The organism is Clostridium mobile (genome assembly GCF_018918285.1).
GTDB classification, from domain to species: Bacteria; Bacillota; Clostridia; order Clostridiales; family Clostridiaceae; genus Clostridium_AW; species Clostridium_AW mobile.
The window spans coordinates 494,822-514,599 of sequence record NZ_JAHLQF010000001.1 but is presented as its reverse complement, the minus strand read 5'-3'; the positions used below and the strand labels follow the sequence as shown (position 1 = coordinate 514,599).

The 19,778-nt window shown below is 29.1% G+C and carries 17 protein-coding genes; 13 read left to right on the top strand and 4 right to left on the bottom strand.

All coding sequences use genetic code 11. The features are described 5' to 3' along the window. The first annotated feature begins 50 nt into the window (after window positions 1-50). Window positions 51-479, top strand: a complete 429-nt coding sequence (locus tag KQI86_RS02615; protein WP_216437601.1) for a Fur family transcriptional regulator — start codon at window positions 51-53, stop codon at window positions 477-479. Window positions 480-704: 225 nt separating this feature from the next. Continuing rightward, window positions 705-1,250 carry an NADH peroxidase gene (locus KQI86_RS02610; RefSeq protein ID WP_216437600.1) on the top strand — a complete coding sequence of 182 codons (546 nt, stop codon included), beginning with the start codon at window positions 705-707 and terminating at the stop codon, window positions 1,248-1,250. A gap of 56 nt (window positions 1,251-1,306) precedes the next feature. On the opposite strand, the gene KQI86_RS02605 is transcribed toward KQI86_RS02610, so the two are convergent. After that, entirely contained in the window at window positions 1,307-1,633 is a 327-nt protein-coding gene (locus KQI86_RS02605; protein WP_216437599.1) for a DUF1540 domain-containing protein, read from the bottom strand. A gap of 116 nt (window positions 1,634-1,749) precedes the next feature. Next, window positions 1,750-3,711, bottom strand: coding sequence for a YgiQ family radical SAM protein (locus KQI86_RS02600; RefSeq protein ID WP_216437598.1), 1,962 nt, complete (start codon window positions 3,709-3,711; stop codon window positions 1,750-1,752). Window positions 3,712-4,307: 596 nt separating this feature from the next. On the opposite strand from KQI86_RS02600, the gene KQI86_RS02595 reads away from it, so the two are divergent. The 10 genes from KQI86_RS02595 to KQI86_RS02550 all read left to right on the top strand — a co-directional run bounded on the left by KQI86_RS02595 (window position 4,308) and on the right by KQI86_RS02550 (window position 15,608). Continuing rightward, complete coding sequence (locus tag KQI86_RS02595) at window positions 4,308-5,414, top strand: hypothetical protein (protein ID WP_216437597.1); 1,107 nt, start codon at window positions 4,308-4,310, stop codon at window positions 5,412-5,414. Window positions 5,415-5,613: 199 nt separating this feature from the next. Further along, the gene (locus KQI86_RS02590) at window positions 5,614-6,708 is read left to right on the top strand and encodes an FAD:protein FMN transferase (RefSeq protein ID WP_216437596.1); all 1,095 of its coding nucleotides are present in this window, start codon (window positions 5,614-5,616) and stop codon (window positions 6,706-6,708) included. 263 nt (window positions 6,709-6,971) lie between these two features. Next, window positions 6,972-7,157 (top strand): hypothetical protein, encoded by a 186-nt coding sequence (locus KQI86_RS02585; RefSeq protein WP_216437595.1) that lies wholly within the window; start codon window positions 6,972-6,974, stop codon window positions 7,155-7,157. Between the two features lie 35 nt (window positions 7,158-7,192). Then, window positions 7,193-7,615 (top strand): DUF3785 family protein, encoded by a 423-nt coding sequence (locus tag KQI86_RS02580; protein WP_216437594.1) that lies wholly within the window; start codon window positions 7,193-7,195, stop codon window positions 7,613-7,615. A gap of 330 nt (window positions 7,616-7,945) precedes the next feature. After that, window positions 7,946-8,593, top strand: a complete 648-nt coding sequence (locus KQI86_RS02575; protein WP_216437593.1) for a lactate utilization protein — start codon at window positions 7,946-7,948, stop codon at window positions 8,591-8,593. 191 nt (window positions 8,594-8,784) lie between these two features. Continuing rightward, on the top strand, window positions 8,785-9,480 hold the full coding sequence (locus KQI86_RS02570; protein ID WP_216437592.1) for a cyclic nucleotide-binding domain-containing protein: 696 nt from the start codon (window positions 8,785-8,787) through the stop codon (window positions 9,478-9,480). Window positions 9,481-10,177: 697 nt separating this feature from the next. Further along, a complete protein-coding gene (locus KQI86_RS02565; protein ID WP_216437591.1) occupies window positions 10,178-10,390 on the top strand; it encodes a helix-turn-helix domain-containing protein in 213 nt (70 codons plus the stop codon). A 137-nt stretch (window positions 10,391-10,527) separates the two neighbouring features. Further along, on the top strand, window positions 10,528-12,234 hold the full coding sequence (locus KQI86_RS02560) for a ribonuclease J (RefSeq protein ID WP_216437590.1): 1,707 nt from the start codon (window positions 10,528-10,530) through the stop codon (window positions 12,232-12,234). Window positions 12,235-12,532: 298 nt separating this feature from the next. Then, a complete protein-coding gene (locus tag KQI86_RS02555; RefSeq protein ID WP_216437589.1) occupies window positions 12,533-14,074 on the top strand; it encodes a GTP pyrophosphokinase in 1,542 nt (513 codons plus the stop codon). Between the two features lie 163 nt (window positions 14,075-14,237). Then, complete coding sequence (locus KQI86_RS02550) at window positions 14,238-15,608, top strand: MATE family efflux transporter (protein ID WP_216437588.1); 1,371 nt, start codon at window positions 14,238-14,240, stop codon at window positions 15,606-15,608. A 154-nt stretch (window positions 15,609-15,762) separates the two neighbouring features. Here KQI86_RS02550 and KQI86_RS02545 read toward each other — a convergent pair whose 3' ends face one another. Then, a complete protein-coding gene (locus KQI86_RS02545) occupies window positions 15,763-17,040 on the bottom strand; it encodes a dicarboxylate/amino acid:cation symporter (RefSeq protein ID WP_246582631.1) in 1,278 nt (425 codons plus the stop codon). A gap of 353 nt (window positions 17,041-17,393) precedes the next feature. Between KQI86_RS02545 and KQI86_RS02540 the strand changes: the two genes are divergently transcribed. Then, complete coding sequence (locus KQI86_RS02540; protein ID WP_216437586.1) at window positions 17,394-19,118, top strand: methyl-accepting chemotaxis protein; 1,725 nt, start codon at window positions 17,394-17,396, stop codon at window positions 19,116-19,118. A gap of 61 nt (window positions 19,119-19,179) precedes the next feature. Here the strand turns inward: KQI86_RS02540 and KQI86_RS02535 are convergent, their stop codons facing one another. After that, complete coding sequence (locus KQI86_RS02535; RefSeq protein WP_216437585.1) at window positions 19,180-19,773, bottom strand: HutD/Ves family protein; 594 nt, start codon at window positions 19,771-19,773, stop codon at window positions 19,180-19,182. Window positions 19,774-19,778 lie beyond the last annotated feature (5 nt).

The following is a 19,778-nucleotide window of genomic DNA, read 5'->3' as shown; positions in this document are numbered from 1 at the left end:
ATTATCTTATGTAGAATATATATTTAAAAATTCATAAAGGTGGTATTAAAATGGATGTTTCAAATAAAGATATAAAAGAGTTTCTATTAAAAAATAATATTAAAGCTACAGAAAATAGAATTAAGATAATGAAGTATTTGATGACTTTAAATGAACATCCTACTGCAGAAGAAATTTATAATGGGTTAATAGATAAGCTTCCCACATTGTCAAGAACAACTGTATATAATACTTTAAATATTTTTAAAGCTGCTAAATTAATAAAAACTGTAAGTGTAGGAGAAAGAGAAGTACGATATGATATTAATAAAATAAATCATGGACATTTTAAATGTGAAAAGTGCGGTGAAATTATTAATTTCCCAATAGAATTTGAGAAAATATCCATCGATATGTTAAAAGGATGTAAAATTAATGATCAATATATTTCTTTTAAAGGCATATGTACTAAGTGCTTAAATAATATCGATGAATCTTAAAAAATATTATCCTCATATTAAAAAATTAATATGAGGATAATATTTTTGTTTATATGCAAATTTAAATATTAATATTAATATTAATAAGTTTATAGAAATATTATGCAATAATAGCAAAAACCACATTAATCAAAATAAAATATATAAATAAGAAAATATTGTAATAAAAAAATGATAAAAGAGAAAAATATAATAGTGAAAATATATTATAGAGGAGAATTGCATATGAAAAAATTTGTTTGTACAGTATGTGGTTATATTCATGAAGGGGAGACGCCGCCAGAAAAGTGTCCTATTTGTAAAGCAGATGCTAGTAAATTTAAAGAAGCTACAGATAAGTTAGTTTGGGCAGATGAACATAGAATTGGCATTGCTAAAGATGTTGATAGCGAAATTATAGAAGGCTTAAGAGCAAATTTTATAGGGGAATGTACTGAAGTTGGTATGTATCTTGCTATGGCAAGGCAAGCAGATAGGGAAGGATTCCCTGAAGTTGCAGAAGCATATACTAGAATAGCTTATGAAGAAGCAGACCACGCTGCTAGGTTTGCAGAAATATTAGGTGAAGTAGTAAAACCTAATACCAAAGAAAATTTAAAAGCAAGAGTTGAAGCAGAATATGGAGCCTGTGAAGGAAAGAAAGAACTCGCTACTCTTGCTAAGGAGAAAAATCTTGATGCTATTCACGATACAGTACATGAAATGTGTAAAGATGAGGCAAGACATGGAAAAGCCTTTAAAGGACTTTTAGAAAGATATTTCCATATGTAAAACACAAGCGTTCCTTTATGATATCATAAAGGAACGCTTGTGTTTTATAATGTATTTTAGTTATTTTTATTTTTAAAAGTTAAACAATCCGTTTCTGTATATATATCAGCGTTTTCACCACTTACGTGTATGGAGTCAGCTGAACATACCTTGTTGGAATTATATGTGCAACTAATTACGTTACATGTAATTGCTGAGCATGGCCTTCCGGGGTCATTAACATTGTTGGTGAGAGTACCGTAATGCACTGAGTCTAAAAAAGAGCCACAGCAAGTATCAGAATCCTTTTCTGCATTAAGACCACCTACATTAATGACATTAGCATAACATATATTTTCTTTATTATGAGAACAGTTTGAAACCTCACAAGCAATTCTTGCCATAATATCTCCTCCCTTAGTGTTTATACTAATAAGTTTAACCAAGAAGAGAATTAAATATTAAAAAAATTACTTATAATTAGTTGAAAAATATAAAAATAATATGATGCTTGTATAATCTATCTTTTATTTTTGGATTTTCCTCTACTTTTTTTAATGCTGAGATTTAATTTGCTATTAGGCTTACCATTAGGTCTAGCACTAGACTTACCATTAGATTTACTAGATCTACCATTAGAGTTACCTTTAAGCTGTTTATTTTTAATGCTATACTCTGATTTGTTTCCTTTTGGTTTTATTAGACACTTTGGTCCGAATCCTATTAAATCCATTCTATTAGCTTCCATTAAGGCTTCATGCACTAAATTATAATGCTTAGGGTTTCTAAATTGGAGTAAAGCTCTTTGCATGGCTTTTTCCTTCTTAGTTTTTGGAATATAAACCTCTTCCATAGTTAGTGGGTCTAATCCAGTATAAAACATAGCTGTTGATAATGTTCCGGGAGTTGGATAAAAATCTTGAACTTGCTCTGGTTGATAATTAATATCCCTTAAATATTCAGCCAACTCTATGGCTGACTCCAGTGTGCCTCCTGGATGACTAGACATTAAATAAGGTATAATGTATTGCTCTTTTCCCAATCTTTCATTTATTTTAAAGAATTTTTCTCTAAATCTATCATAGGTTTTTCCAGCAGGTTTTCTCATGTATTTTAAAACTTTAGCTGATACATGTTCAGGAGCAACTTTTAGTTGACCACTTACATGATGTTCTATAAGCTCTCTTAAAAATCTATCATTTTTATCAGCCATTATATAATCATATCTTAATCCTGAACGTACAAATACTTTTTTAATATTAGGTAGACTTCTTAATTTTCTAAGCAAATTTAAATATTCCGTATGATTTACATCCATATTTTTGCAAGGGCTTGGATGTAGACATTGCCTGTCTTTACAAGCACCTAATTTTAATTGTTTTTTACAAGCTGGATATCTAAAGTTTGCAGTGGGGCCACCAACATCATGGATGTATCCCTTAAAATCTTGAAGCTTTGTAATCTCTTCCGCTTCTTTTAATATAGAATCTTCACTTCTGCTTTGTACGATTCTACCTTGGTGAAAGGTTATTGCGCAAAAAGAACAGTTTCCAAAGCAACCCCTTGAGCTAACTATACTAAATTTAACTTCTTCTATGGCAGGTATTCCGCCTAAAGCTTCATAAATAGGATGGTAGTTCTTTTGGTAAGGAAGATTATAAACTACATCCAATTCTTCTCTTGATAGGGGCATTTCTGGTTTGTTTTGTACAATATATTTATCTCCATGTCTTTGCACTATATTTTTTCCTCTGATAGGGTCCTGCTCTTCATACTGAATTTTGAAAGCTTCAGCATACTTTTTTTCATTTGAACATACTTCTTTATAAGAAGGTATCTGGATATAATCATATACATTCTCTAAATCATCCACTGCATAGCATGTTCCTGGTATATGCCTAATGTATTTAGCTTCGAATCCATCATTTAAATTATTTGCAACTTCTACAATTTGTTTTTCACTCATTCCGTATATTAAAAGGTCTGCTCCGCTGTCTATTAAAATAGATTTCCTAACCTTATCGCTCCAATAATCATAATGAGCAAATCTTCTAAGGCTTGCTTCTATTCCACCAATTATTATAGTAGTGTTTTTATATGCTTCTCTAATTTTATTACAGTAAACAATTGTTGCTCTATCTGGTCTTAATCCCATTTTTCCACCAGGAGAATAGAAATCTTTTCCTCTTAACTTTTTACTTACAGTATAGTGGTTAACCATGGAATCCATATTTCCTGCATTAACTAAAAATCCTAGTCTTGGCCTGCCTAGTTTTTTAAAATCCTCAGTATTGTTCCAATCTGGTTGGGCTATTATTCCCACTTTATATCCTGCATTTTCTAGAACTCTGGATATAATTGCAGTTCCAAAACTATGATGGTCTATATAGGCATCTCCTGTAACTAAAACGAAGTCTAATTCTTGCCATCCTCTATCTATCATGTCCTCTTTACTAATGGGTAAAAATTTATTATTTTTCATATTATCACCTATTTATATCTTATTAAAAGTTATTTATTCTTAAAGTGTACGATTAGTATATAATATAACTTTTATATTATACAATTGATTTTTAATAATCACAACTAAGAGCAAAACTAAAGTATGTAAATTACTTAATTTGTTATGTTAGCTCAATAAAAATAATATGTATAACTTTGTTTAGGTAAAATATGTAAAGTTGTTAAAGTATCTATTAACATATTTTACATATATTTTTTAAAAATGATATTTTTATATGTAATTACATTTAAATACAAATGATATTTTAAGTTCATTGATATTAATAAAATGGATAAGATGGTAATTGGTAAATGGTGTTAGTTAAGAATTTTATCAAGTATATAAGTGATTGCAATACTCTTATTAAATTTATTATAAAACAATACGTAAGAATATAGACTTTGATATTTTAAAGCGCAAAAAATTATGAAATATATTACATCCAATAGAGTTCATTTGTGGAATTGGTAAAAAAATTACCCAATTGGTATTGTTTCTTTATTAACAATATGTTAAAATCTAAATGTGATAATAAATTTAAAAAATTTATTTATTTGAAGGGATGGAGGGTAAACATGAAAAAATCACTTTCAATTTTTTTATCAACAATTTTAGCTGTTGGTATGCTAGCAGGGTGTTCTCCAAAGGAAGCACCAAAGGATAATGCTGGAAAGGAAGCACCAGCAGGGGAGGCAACCATAGCAAAGATAGGTCTTGGACATGTTACATCAATTGGAAAATCTAAAGAACTTGGAACTGACAAAAATGGTAAAGAAGTTCTTCCGGTTGGACAAGTTGATGAAACTATAGTTGCAGCAGCTTTTGATAAAGATGGTAAAGTTGTATCAGTAACTATAGATACTGCTCAAACTAAGGTTGATTTTGAAAAAGACCTTAAATTAAAGTCAGATATTACTGCACCAATAAAAACTAAGGTTGAACTTGGTGAAGAATATGGCATGAAGAAAGTTTCAAAAATTGAAAAAGAATGGAACGAACAGATTGTTGCACTTGAAGAGTGGATGAAAGGTAAAACAGTAGACGAAATTAAAGGTATGAAAGTTACTAAGAGAGATGAATCTCACGTAGCTGTACCTGATGTTGAAGAATTAAAATCATCAGTTACTATTACTGTTGAAGGTTATTTAGCAGCTCTTGAAAAAGCATATGCAAATGCTGTTGACGTTAAAGAAGGAGCTGTAAAGTTAGGTTTAGGAACAGAAGTATCAATTGGTAAATCAAAGGGTCTTGGAACAGATAAGAACGGTAAAGAAGTTCTTCCAGCTGCACATGTAAATACAACTATGTCAGCAACTGCATTTGATAAAGATGGTAAAGTTGTAGATACTGTAATAGATACAGCACAGACTGAAGTTAAATTTAGCAAAGAAGGAAAATTAACTACAGATAAAAACGGTGAGTTCAAAACTAAGACTGAACTTGGCGAAGAATATGGCATGAAGAAAGTTTCAAAAATCGGAAAAGAATGGTTTGAACAAATAGATGAACTTGAAAAATGGATGTCTGGTAAGACAATAGATGAAATTAAGGGCATGAAAGTTACTAAGAGAGACGATGCTCACCCAGCTGTACCAGATGTTGAAGAGTTAAAATCAACAGTTACTATGACTGTTCAAGATTACATTGCTGTTGTTGAAGAAGCTCATTCAAAAGCAAAATAACATAAATTAAAATTTAAATATTTCTAAAACTCCCTCACATCAAGTGAGGGAGTTTTGTGTAAATTTAGTTCTTATTTAATAAGGCGACTTTTGTTTTTATGATAGAACTTCTGGACTAGGGAAAAACTCTATTTCAGCTTTTATAAATAGCCTTTAAAAAATAAAAATTTATTAAGTATATTATATGAGGAGGTAACAAATGAAAAAAGTAACCAGAAGACTGTGGGTAATATTTTTAATTATGTTCATTTCTGTAGGTTGCCAAAGAGCACCTAAAAATGAGTATAGTAAATATAGCCAAAGTTTTTTTGATACCTTTGATACTATGACAATGGTTGTAGGTTATACTAAAAGTGAAGAGGAGTTTAATTCCTATATGGAGAAGATTCATGCAAGATTTCAAGAACTTCATAAGCTTTATGATATATATAACGATTATGAGGGTATCAACAATATAAAGACAATAAATGATAATGCTGGTATAAAGCCAGTAAAGGTTGATAAAGATATAATAGATCTGATTATGTTTTCAAAAGATTGGTATAATCGTACAGGAGGAAGAACCAATATTGCCATGGGTCCAGTGCTAAGTATATGGCATGACTATCGTGAGGAAGGAAGAGATGACCCTGAAAATGCAAAATTACCCCCAATGAATGAGCTATTAGATGCTAATAAATATACGGATATAAACAAGGTAATAGTGGATACTGAAAATAGTACGGTATATCTTGCAGATAAAAGGATGAGCCTAGATATAGGTTCAGTAGCAAAGGGCTATGCAACTGAGCTTGTAGCAAAAGAGATTATGGCTGAAGGTTTTACATCAGGAATTATAAGTTCAGGAGGTAATGTAAGAGTGCTAGAAAAACCTCTTGATGGTGTTCGTGAGCGTTGGGGTATAGGAATACAGGATCCTAGCAAATCTATAGTTTCTGATGAGGGCAGTGATATTGATACAATTTTTCTTAATAATGCATCTGTAGTTAGTAGTGGAGATTATCAAAGATATTATATTGTAGATGGCAAACCTATTCACCACCTTATAGATCCACAAACACTTATGCCAGGAGAATATTATCGTGCTATCACTGTAGTAGCTGAAGATTCAGGTGTTGCTGATTTCTTGTCAACTACTGCATATTTAATGCCCTATAATGAAAGTAGGGCACTTGTAGAAAGTCTAGAAGGCGTTGAGGCTATGTGGGTTATGCCTGATGGAAAGATAGAAGTCACAGAAGGAATGAAAAAAATAATGAAAAGCAATGGTGCGTCCGGTGCAAAACCAAATTAATAAATAATTTAATATTTTACGTATATCCTAGCCTTTTATTCACTTTGTTGCCACCGTAAAAATTATTTCGGTGGCAATATTATTTTAAATACTAAACAATACTTTAATAGATATTCAATGAATGGATAATAGCCGCGCAAGCAATAAAATAAATGAAGAGATTAGTAATGAGATTCTAAAATATTATTATGATTATAATTATATTAAGAGGTATAATAAAATAGAGGTGAAGAGTACATAAATTAAATTCAAGGAGAGATATCATGGAAGTACAAGTTTTTATAAAAGGTCAAAAAGAGCCTGTAATTTATAAAGGAGATAGAATAGATGTGCTAGATTTCGAAATGAATGGGACTAAATTTAAACAAATTAGATATTTTAGAGGAGGTTTTTCTAAATCTGAGTTAATAGAACTTGATTTAATTAATAGAGTTGTTGAAAAAAATTAGAAGAACAATATAGATTTATAAAGAGGAGATGCATTATGGATAGCTACAAATTTATTTATAAAGATAAAGCCTATGAACTTTCTAAAGACAATTGCGATTACATATTCTTAAGTGACGAAGAAAATGAAATTACAGGTATAGAGCTTTCGGATATTTTAGAGCTTTTAAATGGCTGTATGAAAGTTAGTTTTGATTCAGCATATTACAGCCAGCCTTGTGAAAAATGCTTGTATGGAAAAGAGGAGAAGTTAAAGTATTTTAATTTTTTAGAATATCACTTTTACATATTTACCAAAGATAATAAATATGTAATTAGCAGCATATCTAAAGAATACGAAGACACATCATTTTCTCAACTATTAAAACTAGGAAAAATTGATAATAGTTTCATTGTAATGATAATGGTATGTGAAAATTGCGGAGCTTATGCTATAGAAATTGAACAATGTGATATTTAATTATACTAAACAAAGAGTAGTGATGTTAAATCATATGACACATGTCATATTGTTTAACATCATTTTTATATATAATAAGATTAAAAATCAATCAACTAAAATATTTAATAATAAGAGAGATATTAGAACTCTTGAGCTTCAGCAATTTAGAGTTCTTATGCTGTGCATAACGGATGCTACGTCCCTGGATAAGTTCTTCCCCTAAAGGATAAGGATTTCTAAGAAGCGAAGCTTCTAAGAACTCTCTTAATAACCTTCAGTTGGAGTAAGTATTTCTTTTAAGCAAACTCCATCTGAAGCTAAGAATCACTTGATGAAAAGGAGAAAAAAATGGATAAAAATGTACAATGGCATCAAGATTTAAAAATTAATAGACTTTTGAAAAATTTAGAGAAGAATAATATGAAAGGCTTCTATATAAAAACTAAGGAAGAATTGATAGAAAAAATAAAAGAATTAATTCCACACAGTTCTCTTGTAGGAGTTGGAGATTCTATGACGCTGTTTGAGACAGGAATTATTAACTTATTAAGAAATGGTGATTATGTTTTTTTAGATAAATATGAAGAAGGATTAAGTATGGAGGATAAAAATAAATTATACACACAATGTTTTAGTGCGGATACTTTCTTATGTAGTGTCAATGCAATAACAGAAAAAGGAGAACTATATAATGTGGATGGATATGGGGCTAGAGTAGCTCCGATGATTTTTGGACCAAAGCAAGTAATAATTGTTGCAGGAAAGAACAAGATAGTTAAGGATTTAGAAGAAGCAGAGAATAGAATTAAGAATATAGCAGCCCCTATAGATGCTAAACGTCTGAATAAAGACACTCCATGTGTTAAGCTTGGATATTGCGTAGATTGTCAATCTCAGGATAGAATATGTAATACTCATGTTGTCATTAAAAGACAATTCGATTTTTTAAAGGATAGAATAAAGGTCATTATTATAGATGAAAGTTTAGGATATTAAAAAACTTATTATCTATAAACTAGAAAGAATAATTTAAATATGATGTAAAAGGACAGGCCAATATTCCATCTAAGGTTAAAAAGAGATTTATATTAGCTGCAAAATAGTGATATTATAAAGATATCATAGGATAATATTATATGTTATATTTGTGCTGATATTTTTATATAACAAAGATGGAGGATTAACCGATGAAAATATTAGAGGATAAAAACCAACTAGAACATTATATAAAAAAATATGAAATGGATAATCTTTTTCAAATAGATATAAAGGAACATATGCAATTAATCTCTTTTGATGAAGGAGAAAATATCTTAAGAAAGGGAGAACGAATAGAGTACTTTTATTTTCTAGTAGAGGGAAAAATTAAAGTATATACTATTGTTGAAAATGGAAGGGTATTGTTATTTCACTTTTATGAGCCATTAAATATAATAGGAGATGCAGAATTTTTTGAAGACGATATTACAAGATGCAATATCCAAGCTATTACTGAAACAATTTGTATTGCAATTCCATTAAGTATAATTAAAGATAAAACCTATAATGATATTAATTTTATAAGATTTTTGTGCAAGAAGTTGAGTGAGAAATTTCTTAATTACACAATTTTTAGTTCTGTTAACATACTGTATCCTTTAGAAAATAGGTTGGCTAGTTATATTTTAGCTATGTCTTTAGAAATAAAAGATAGTTATGAGACAATAATTTATATTGATAAATTAACAGAAATAGCTGACTTGCTAGGAGCTAGTTATAGACACTTATTAAGAACAATAAAAAAGCTGGTAGATAAAAATATTATCAAAAAAGAAGAAGACTCAATAATAATTTTAGATAAAAAAAGACTTCAAGAATTAGCTAAAGAACCTTACAAATCATAAATCTTATAGGTAGAATTTAGCTCAGATGAGGATTTTAGCTCAGTAGTGATTCATTGAATATCAAATAAAAATAAAACACCATATCAATAATTGATATAGTTAATTATATTTCAATAGTATTTTATCTGATTTAATAAGTTTATCGCAATAATAAATATATTTATCGAAACATGCAGACATATCATATATTTCTATTAAATTTAAATATGCTCTCTTCAGACTCTTCTATTTCGTACATACCTATATGAGCTTCGCCTTGAGTTCTTTACCAGCTTTTATTAGAGTCTTTACTTCATCTTCTAAATTGTTTTTTACAGCTAACTTTTCCATAATGCGACTCCTTTCAATAAACTATACTTATTACCATTATTAACTATGAAATAACATAATATTTTTTTATTGATTACTTCTTTATAAAAGATATATTCTGTTTTACGATAGGAAGCAGAATATTAGTAAAATGATTATAAGGATAACTTGCATTTAATATAATTGATGTAGCATAAGAATACCTATTTTAAATACAACGTAGTATAATATAATCGATTATAATTATTTATAAAATAATTATATTAAATAAAACTGAATATAATTGAGTGATATAGTGCATAATGTAAGCTAATAGATTATAATAGGTTATATATAATTAATAAGTAGCTTATTAATTAGGGGTTTAATTTTAGAAAAGGAGAAAAAAATGATAGATGAAAGTCACAAGACAGATGAAATTATGACAATTACTGAAGTAGCAGAGTATTTAAAGATTAGTGAAGTCACTACTTACAAATTAGTTCAAGAAGGAAAAATACCTGCTTTCAAAATTGGACGACATTGGAGAATAAAGAAAAGCGATCTTACGGAATTTATAGAAACATTGAAACGCAGTGAAAAAATATCAAGTGAATCTTAGTTTCATAATTTTACCTAAAAGGGGATGGGTGTATTAGGACTAGTTAGCTATGAGATAAAAGTTTACTTGATTGTTAATAAGGTTATAGTTATAAAAGGTTATAGTTATAAAAAATTTAAAAATAGAAAGGGAATAAAATGATAAATAAGAATTCAAACAAAAGTTCAAATAAAAATTCAAATAAAAATCTAAATAAGTTAAAAATTATACCATTAGGTGGATTAGGGGAAGTAGGAAAAAATATTACAGCTATAGAATACGATGATGAAATAATTGTTATAGACTGCGGTATAGCTTTCCCTGAAATGGAGATGTATGGTGTTGATTTAGTAATACCCGATATATCATACTTAATAGATAATAGTGAGAAGGTAAAAGGATTTGTACTAACTCATGGACATGAAGATCATATTGGTGCGTTACCATATGTATTAAAACAGTTAAATGTACCAGTATATGGAACGAAATTAACTTTAGGATTACTAGAAAATAAATTAAAAGAACATAATATACTTTCTGATTGTACTCTTTTTGTAGTTAAACATGGAGAAAAAATTAATACTAAAAACTTTAAAGTTGAGTTTATAAGAACTAGTCATAGTATTGCAGACTCGTGTGCTCTTGCCATATATACACCACAAGGAATTATAGTTCACACTGGAGATTTTAAAATAGATTATACTCCTATTGACGGTAATGTTATAGACCTTGAACGTTTTGCTAAACTAGGAAAAGAAAGAGTGCTTCTTCTTATGGCGGACAGTACTAATGCAGAGCGCAAAGGATATACTATTTCTGAGAAAATTATTGGAGAAAATTTGAATAATGTTTTTAGCAAGGCAAAAGGTAGAGTTATAGTTGCTTCTTTTGCTTCTAATATTCATAGAATACAGCAAATTATCAATTCTTCTTTAATGTTTGGAAGAAAAGTTGCCTTTAGTGGAAGGAGTATGGAGAATATATCTAGCGTTGCTATGGAACTGGGATATATGGATTTGCCAAAAGATCAAATAATTAGTGTAGATGAGATTGATAAATATCCTGATGAAAGAGTAACAATAATAACAACAGGAAGCCAGGGAGAACCAATGTCGGCATTAGCTAGGATTTCATCTGGAACCCATAAAAAGATAGGAATTAAACATGGTGATTTAGTAATTATTTCTGCATCTCCAATTCCAGGAAATGAAAAATTTGTATCAAGATTAATAGATGATTTATTTAAAAAAGGTGCTGATGTAGTATACCATACTCTAGAGGAGATTCATGCATCTGGTCATGCTTGTCAAGAAGAACTTAAATTAATACATACTTTAGTTAAACCTAAGTTTTTTATGCCAGTTCACGGAGAGTATAGACATCTAAGACAGCACGCTATTATAGCTGAAAAATTAGGTATGAATCCTTCTAATATTTTTATATTAGAAACTGGACAAATACTAGAACTAACTAGAAAAAGCGCAAGAGCTTCAGGTAAAGTACGATCAGGTGCTATTATGGTAGATGGTTTAGGAGTAGGGGATGTAGGTAATATAGTATTAAGAGATAGAAGATATTTAGCACAGGATGGAATTTTAACGGTAGTAGTAACTATAGAAAAGGAGTCTTTTTCTATTATTGCAGGACCGGACATAATTACTAGAGGTTTTATTTATGTAAAAGAATCGGAAGAGTTGATAAATGAAGCAAAAAAAGTAGTAATGCAAGAGTTGGATAACTGTATGGAAAATAAAATCACTGAATGGTTTGTCATAAAATCTAATATTAAAGATACTTTAAGTGCTTTTTTATATAGTAAGACTAGAAGAAGACCTATTATTCTTCCAATAATTATGGAGATCTAAAGCCTATAATTGCACATATAAGGATTCTAATGTAAACTAGTAAATAAAGTTTTAGTTTTTAAATAGAGATTGCAGCTAAGTTCGTTTTATACAATTTAGCTGCAGTTTTTTAGTGTGCTATTTAATTTATAAATTTACTATGGATTTCATTTATATAGTCAATAAAATCTTTATTCAATTTTTTTACTTTTAAATATATTTATAGTAAATAGAATTTAAAAATAATATGAATAAAAAAAGGCTGAAATTAGCATTTTATAGTATAATCAAGGTATATAAGTTTTTAAGGAGTGTTTTTATGGAATTAGAAATGTTTAACTATATAAATGAAGTTATAAGAAATTTTGATAAATTATATGATGAATTGGAAATTGGATCTAAAGAAATTGAGCTATATTTTGAAAAAATATTAGAAGAGAATAATGAAGGATTCTTAAATATAACTACAAGGGTAAAGTCCTCTTCAAGCTTAAGAGAAAAGATTATCAGAAACCAATACTATAAAAAATACTCTTCAGCAGAAGAATTATTGTTAAATCTTTCAGATTTAATAGGAGTTAGAATTGAATGCAGATTTGTTGAGGATGAAAATAATATATATAAAGTTTTAAAGGAATATTTTAATGTAAAATCTGAAGATGGATATTTTTACAATGATAAAAATAAGAATATAAAGTTAGATTTAAATGGCAAACAACCTCAAGAACAACGAAATGGTTTTGAAATTTATAGAGTCGATGGAGTTTTTATTTTAAGAGATAAATGTATAAATTTTGAGCTGCAAATAAAATCTCTTGTAAATATATTTTGGGGAGAAATTGAACATAAAGTAATATACAAAAACAACAATTATATATTACGAGATAAATTTTTAAAGGAGATGATGTGGTCTGTTAAGAAAAATTTATCTATGATTGATAATCAACTTCTCATCATCTACGATCAATTTAATAAAATTAGCTCCACAGATTCAGAAACTAGAAAAAAGAATCTGGAGGGTGTATTATCAAAAATAATTTATGATATTTTTTCAGCTAGGATGAGAGAGAGTATTGGTTTTGTAGTTGATTTTAAAAACTCCTGCGATGCAATAATGCAATATATTTTTAGAACAAACAATGCAGAAAATATACAAGAGTACAATAATACATTAATAAATACATTTTCTAGATTAAACGATATAGATAAGGACCAGATTAGCTTCCACAACAAAATACAATTAGAAAGAGAAGTAATATTTGATGACCAGTTTTCAGAAATAGTGGGTGGAAAAATTTTATCTTCATTAAATAAAGATTTTCAATGGAATTTATTTTTTAAAATACTCTTTGAGATAGAGCTTGGGAACAATGCAGAGGATTTTGAAAGTTTCATAAAATACTTTAAAAATGTATTCTATAACAATAAAAGTTTTAAGAAAATATATTTATTTTTTGAGAAAGAAGAAGGGGAAGAGATAGTAAACTCAATAATGAAAGAGTTAGCAGCATGCTTTGTAAAAGTTGACAATATCAGTTTTATTTACGATGGTAATATGAAAAATATCAACAATATAATAGATAATACAGTAAAGATTATTCTTGCAAACGTAAATACCTATGAAGAGTGGAAAAATGGGGAAGATATTTTCTTAAGTTTATTTAGTTTAAAGGTGTTATCAATTTTTGATTATAAAATCGAAACTTCTAAGGTAAAAGAGCTAATAGAAAAAATAAAAAATTCATCTACAAGAATACAAATAAGTGAAGGGATATTAAAATATATCGATAAACTAGAGATCTTATCTGAAATAACAGCTAAGGATGCTTTACAACTTATAAGGACAAATAATATAAAATAATCAACTTTTACATATGCTAATTACAATTGGAATAAAGTTTAATAAAGTTTAATATTGAAAATATAATTTTATAATAAAATTGTAGAATATAAAGGGGCTAATTATTTAATGATATAATGAAATATGCTATGAAATTAAAATTTATTATGACAGGGTGGAGCCGATGGAAGTTAAGGAAAGAAAGAATCTAATGCTTAATGGAGATATGTACAAATTAATTATTACATTATCTTTGCCAATTATGATTAACAATTTAATTCAAACACTTTATAATCTAGCAGATGGAGTTTGGGTTAGCAAATTAGGCTCTGTTCAATTTGGGGCTATTTCTTTTGTATGGCCAGTAAACTTTTTATTTATATCTCTAGGGATAGGGCTTTCTATCGCTGGTACGTCGCTATTATCTCAATTGATCGGTGCATCAAAATATAAAGAAGCGAATAAATATGCAAGCCAGCTTATAGTGATGTCTCTAATATGTTCTATCTGCTTTGCAATAATAGGGTATATTGTCAGTCCTTTTGTTATTAAATTGATGGGAGGAACAGGTGCATTAGGGGAGTATAGTAATATATATTTAAAAATTACTTTCTTAGATATGCCGTTTACTTTTCTGTTTTTTAACTTTAACTCAATTATGAATGCCCAAGGGAATACAGTAACCCCAACTATATTAAGCGCTATAAGTGCCGTAATTAATGTTGTACTAGATCCTATTTTTATATTTACATTTAATATGGGAATAGCAGGAGCTGCTATAGCCACATTACTATCCAAAGCTATACTTGCTATTGCCGGGTTATATGTACTGATGAATTCTTCTACTAGAATTAAGCCAAATTTTAAAAATTTTAAGTTTAATAAAGATATAATAAAAAGTATAGTAGATGTAGCATTGCCCTCTTCAATTGGACAATCTGGGTCAGCTTTAGGATTTATAGTTTTAAATAGCTTTATAGTATCTTATGGAAATGCAACAATTGCTGCTTTTGGAATGGTTAATAGGATCACATCCCTTATAATGCAACCAGCTATGGGAGTCGGATCAGCATTAACTTCCATTGTTGGCCAAAACTTAGGCTGTAACCAAATAGACAGAGTAAAGGAAGCTTTTATAAAATCCCTAAAGCTTACTGTTTCATTTTCAATAGTTGGATGTGTGTTTTTGATTTGGAAAGATAAAGAGATAATTAATTTTTTTATACAATCTAGAGATAGTCAAGAAGTTATATCACAAGGTATTACTTATCTTCAATATATTTCTTTTTCAATGCCTCTTATGGGAATATTTAGTGTGCTTCAGGGGATTTTCCAAGGTTCAGGTCACACTAAATACTCTATGGCCATGGAGATTGGACGTCTTTGGTTTGTTAGATTGCCTATGATACTAATGTTTAAATATTTTACCACAATAGGACCTTCAGGCATATGGTTTTCTATGAGCTTTAGTAATTTAATAGTATGTTTATACGGATTTGCTATTTATAGAAAAAATAGTTGGCAAGCAAAGGTTATAGCAAGTGGCATAAATTAAATTTATAAATGGCAAATAAAAATATCATTATTAAAATATAAAACTATAGCACAAGGTATTATTAAATAATATTTTTATAAGCAATAAAAAAGTATGTAATGCTAAAAGTAAGCATCACATACTTTTTTATTTATATTAATTATATATATTAATTTTATGCACTTAGTTCTAATTTATCATCTTCATCAAGATTAAACTCTTCTCTGTTAAACTCGCTCTCTGAAGTGGCGACTAATAATGCTACTACAGAAGAACCGGTAACATTAGTTGCAGTTCTAGCCATATCTAAAATTGTGTCTATACCAATAACCATTGCAATCCCTTCAATAGGAAGTCCCATACTTGCTAGAACTACTGTAGCCATAATTGATGCTGTTCCAGGTACCCCTGCGGTACCAATGGAAGCGATTGTAGTCACTAAAACTAATACTATATAGCTATAAAAATTCATTGGAATATTAAACATTTCTGCCACAAACATAGCTACAATAACTGGATATATGCCGCCACAACCGTTCATACCCATAGTAGCACCCATAGGAGCAACAAAGCTTGCAATCTTATCAGAAACTTTCACTCTATCAGTCAAGCATTTTATGGTCACTGGTAATGTGCCATAACTACTTCTTGTAGTAAAAGCTACAACTTGAGCAGGATATATTTTTTTGAAAAATTTAATGGGATTTACCTTAGCTACAAAGGCTAAAAGTCCTCCATGAACTAATACTACTTGTAAAATACAAGCTAAATAAACTGCAATAACCAATTTGCCAAGGGATAAAATAGTGCTTAATCCATATTTAGAAGAAACAGAAGCCATAAGTCCTAGGACTCCATAAGGAGTAAGCTTAAGAACTATTTTTGTGATTCTAAACATAATCTGTGAAAAACCGTTAAAGAAATCTTTTACTGGTTTTACTACAGAAGCATTCTTTGCTCCTTCAATAGTTATAGCTACTCCAACCAGTAGTGAGAATATGATAACTGGTATTATTTTACCATTAGCCATTTCTGCAACAGGATTAGATGGAACCATATCAAGAATTACACTAGCTATGCCAGGAATTTCTCTAGCTTCAAAACTAGGGTCTTTTACAAAGCTCATTCCAGCAGCTGGATTTATTATTAGAGATACTATTATTCCAACTACACATGCCGCCGCTGTAGTAATTAATAACCAGGATATGGTTTTTGTGCCTACCTTTTTAAGCCTATTAGGATCTTCTAAAGAGGTAACACTAGATATTACAGTAGATACAACAAGAGGTATAACTAACATTTTAATTAAATTCACATATGCTTTTCCTAAAATCTCAATAGACTGTACGTTGCCTTTAAAAATTACTCCAGCTATAGTTCCTAGAACCATGGCGATGAGAACTCTATTGCCAAAGCTAACCTTTTTCTTCTTTAAAAAATACAAAAATAACAATAGGGTTATAAAGAATATATAATTCATATAATCACCTTTCTTTCTCAAAAAATCTTAAAAATTGTTCGATAAAAGTTTAAATATATAATACCTATATGTTTAGTATGTGTTATTTTATAAGTATATCATGCTATCAAAAAAAATCAATAGAGTATTCTAAAATTTTTTATATTAAGTATATCCTCATTGACAATTCATGTTAAATAATATATATTTTTATGTAATAGCAAAATAAACCATTTTTTTGTTCCATTATGAAAATATTTGTAGAATCGATTAAAAATATACTTAATAAAAATATGAAATATAAGGATTATATAAAGATAACTTTATAACGCGAAGGGGGGATCTATATGATTAATAATTTAAAAGTTAGAAATAAACTACGACTTCTAGCTATAAATATGCTTATTTTTTTATGCATTATGGGAGTAGTAGGATTATATTTCAATAAAAATACAAATAATTACCTTGAAGAACTTTATGAAAAAAACCTAATTAGTGTAGAGATTATAAATGATTCTAGAGCTCAAGCTAGGGCCATAGAAGGAGATATAATGAAGCTTATACTATCAGCTGGAAATTCTTCTGAACAAGAAAAGATAATGAACGACTTAAAAATAAGAGTAGGAAGATTTGATAAGGACATAGAGAGATTTAAAGAAGTAGGAATGGATAGTGAAGAAGAAAATAAAATAGTAGAGAATATGGAGAAAGACTTAAGTGAATACAGGACAAAAAGGGAAGAGGTTATATCATTAGCTTTAGAGGGAAAATCTGAAGAAGCTATAAAAAAGTTTAATTCCCTAAGTGAAATAATTGAAACTTATCAAAATGCTTTAGTAGATTTATCAAATTATAATGTTCGAGAAGCTAGTGATTTTAAAAATTTTAGCCAAGATAAATATGAGTCATCTGTAAAGATTATTACCACAGTTCTAATTGTTATATTTATTATAGGAATGTTTTTAACAAAAATTATATCAGATTCATTGGTAAAACCATTAAGGGATACCATTGTTTACTTAAATAAATTATCTACAGGAGATTTTAGTGGAAGTGTCTCAGAAAAACTAATAGGAAGAAAAGACGAGATAGGTGATGTGACTAAGGCTGTAGAAAAAATGAATATTTCTATAAAAGAAATTATAAAAAATGTATTAGAACAATCAGAGTATACAGGGAAATCAGTTGAAAACATAAGTTTAAACATGGATACACTTAATTATAAGGTACATAACACATCAGCAGCCGCGGAAGAACTATCCGCTAGTATGGAAGAGACAGGAGCTTCTGCTGAGGAGATGAGTGCTACATCTCAAGAAATTGAAAAGGCAATTGAGAAAATAGCATTAAAAGCTGAAGAAGGAGCTATAAGTTCCATTAATATATTAGATAAAGCTAGTAAGTTAAAGGAAGAGGTAATGAAATCTCAGCAACTAGCTCATGAATTAAAAGAAAACATCAATAATAAAATGGAAAAGTCCATAAGAGACTCTAAATCTATTGAACAAATAAAACTTTTAACGGATGCAATTTTACAGATTACTTCTCAGACAAACTTGCTTGCATTAAATGCTGCTATAGAAGCAGCAAGAGCAGGAGAATCAGGAAGGGGATTTGCTGTAGTTGCAGAAGAAATAAGAGAGCTTGCAGAGGAATCAAAAAAGAGGGCAAAAGAAATACAAGATACAACAGGAATTGTATTGAATGCTGTTGAAAACCTTAAAATTAATTCTCAAGAAGTTCTTCAGTTCATGGATAAGGATATGGATGAGGTATACAATAATACTACTAAAGTATGTGATGAATATAGCAAAGATGCTTCATATTATAATCAAATATCAGAAGATTTTAGTGCCACCTCTGAAGAATTGCTATCTTCAGTAAAAAGCGTTGTAGAAGTAATTAATAATGTAGCTTCAGCAGCGGATGAAGGGGCAAATAGTACTTCCAATATTGCACAGAATACTGAGGAAATTGCTGCAGCTACAGAGAGCATATTAAAGGAAGTGTCTTCCTTAAATCAAGGAAAAGATAACTTGATAAATACAGCTAGACAGTTTAAAATATCTTAATTTAAAAAGGGATAATTTCTTTTTAGGAATTATCCCTTTTTATAGTTTCTTACTCAGTTTATTAGTAATTTATGCATACTCTAATTACTATAGAATCTTCATTTTTACTATTCAATTCTATTTCAAGATCTTCTTTTTCTTTATTTATAAGCAGAAGGTCTCCTGCATTTAATGCTATTTTGTCATCTTTATTTGTAATTATCTCTATAGGTCCTTGGACACAATATAATGCTTCAGTAGTAGATGAGTCTGAATTAATTGTAAAGCTGAGATTTTTATTTAACATTATAGGATATATATCTCCAGAGCAATCTTTATTGAGCATTAGATTAAAGTCTGTAACTTTACCATAGCTTTTAGTAGTCCAATCTCCGCTAAAACTATCTTTTTCAAAGGGGTTAAGACTTATGTTATGATGTCCTTCGTGATTTAGTTTTAATTTTCCTTCTATTACCATTATATGTCGCCAAATACCTGGCAAATTTGTAAAGGTAGATTCTTCAACCTCAACTTTTGCAGAGCTTAGTCTCCATTTAAAATTAAGCTTTCCATATTCAGAAGAAGGAGGATATATTGCTAGTTGAGTTGTAGTTCCTCCAGACCAGCAACTTGTTTTTTGATCCTCTTTTTTTATCAATTCTATAGTATATGCCATAATTA

Bases quoted from the DNA above. Each gene is read 5' to 3' on its own strand.
- KQI86_RS02590 (WP_216437596.1), top strand. From the start codon at position 5,614: ATGAAAAAAGTAACCAGAAGACTGTGGGTAATATTTTTAATTATGTTC.
- KQI86_RS02570 (WP_216437592.1), top strand. From the start codon at position 8,785: ATGAAAATATTAGAGGATAAAAACCAACTAGAACATTATATAAAAAAA.
- KQI86_RS02540 (WP_216437586.1), top strand. From the start codon at position 17,394: ATGATTAATAATTTAAAAGTTAGAAATAAACTACGACTTCTAGCTATA.
- KQI86_RS02535 (WP_216437585.1), bottom strand. From the start codon at position 19,773: ATGGCATATACTATAGAATTGATAAAAAAAGAGGATCAAAAAACAAGT.
- KQI86_RS02565 (WP_216437591.1), top strand. From the start codon at position 10,178: ATGATAGATGAAAGTCACAAGACAGATGAAATTATGACAATTACTGAA.
- KQI86_RS02575 (WP_216437593.1), top strand. From the start codon at position 7,946: ATGGATAAAAATGTACAATGGCATCAAGATTTAAAAATTAATAGACTT.
- KQI86_RS02580 (WP_216437594.1), top strand. From the start codon at position 7,193: ATGGATAGCTACAAATTTATTTATAAAGATAAAGCCTATGAACTTTCT.
- KQI86_RS02595 (WP_216437597.1), top strand. From the start codon at position 4,308: ATGAAAAAATCACTTTCAATTTTTTTATCAACAATTTTAGCTGTTGGT.
- KQI86_RS02605 (WP_216437599.1), bottom strand. From the start codon at position 1,633: ATGGCAAGAATTGCTTGTGAGGTTTCAAACTGTTCTCATAATAAAGAA.
- KQI86_RS02600 (WP_216437598.1), bottom strand. From the start codon at position 3,711: ATGAAAAATAATAAATTTTTACCCATTAGTAAAGAGGACATGATAGAT.
- KQI86_RS02560 (WP_216437590.1), top strand. From the start codon at position 10,528: ATGATAAATAAGAATTCAAACAAAAGTTCAAATAAAAATTCAAATAAA.
- KQI86_RS02615 (WP_216437601.1), top strand. From the start codon at position 51: ATGGATGTTTCAAATAAAGATATAAAAGAGTTTCTATTAAAAAATAAT.
- KQI86_RS02585 (WP_216437595.1), top strand. From the start codon at position 6,972: ATGGAAGTACAAGTTTTTATAAAAGGTCAAAAAGAGCCTGTAATTTAT.
- KQI86_RS02555 (WP_216437589.1), top strand. From the start codon at position 12,533: ATGGAATTAGAAATGTTTAACTATATAAATGAAGTTATAAGAAATTTT.
- KQI86_RS02610 (WP_216437600.1), top strand. From the start codon at position 705: ATGAAAAAATTTGTTTGTACAGTATGTGGTTATATTCATGAAGGGGAG.
- KQI86_RS02550 (WP_216437588.1), top strand. From the start codon at position 14,238: ATGGAAGTTAAGGAAAGAAAGAATCTAATGCTTAATGGAGATATGTAC.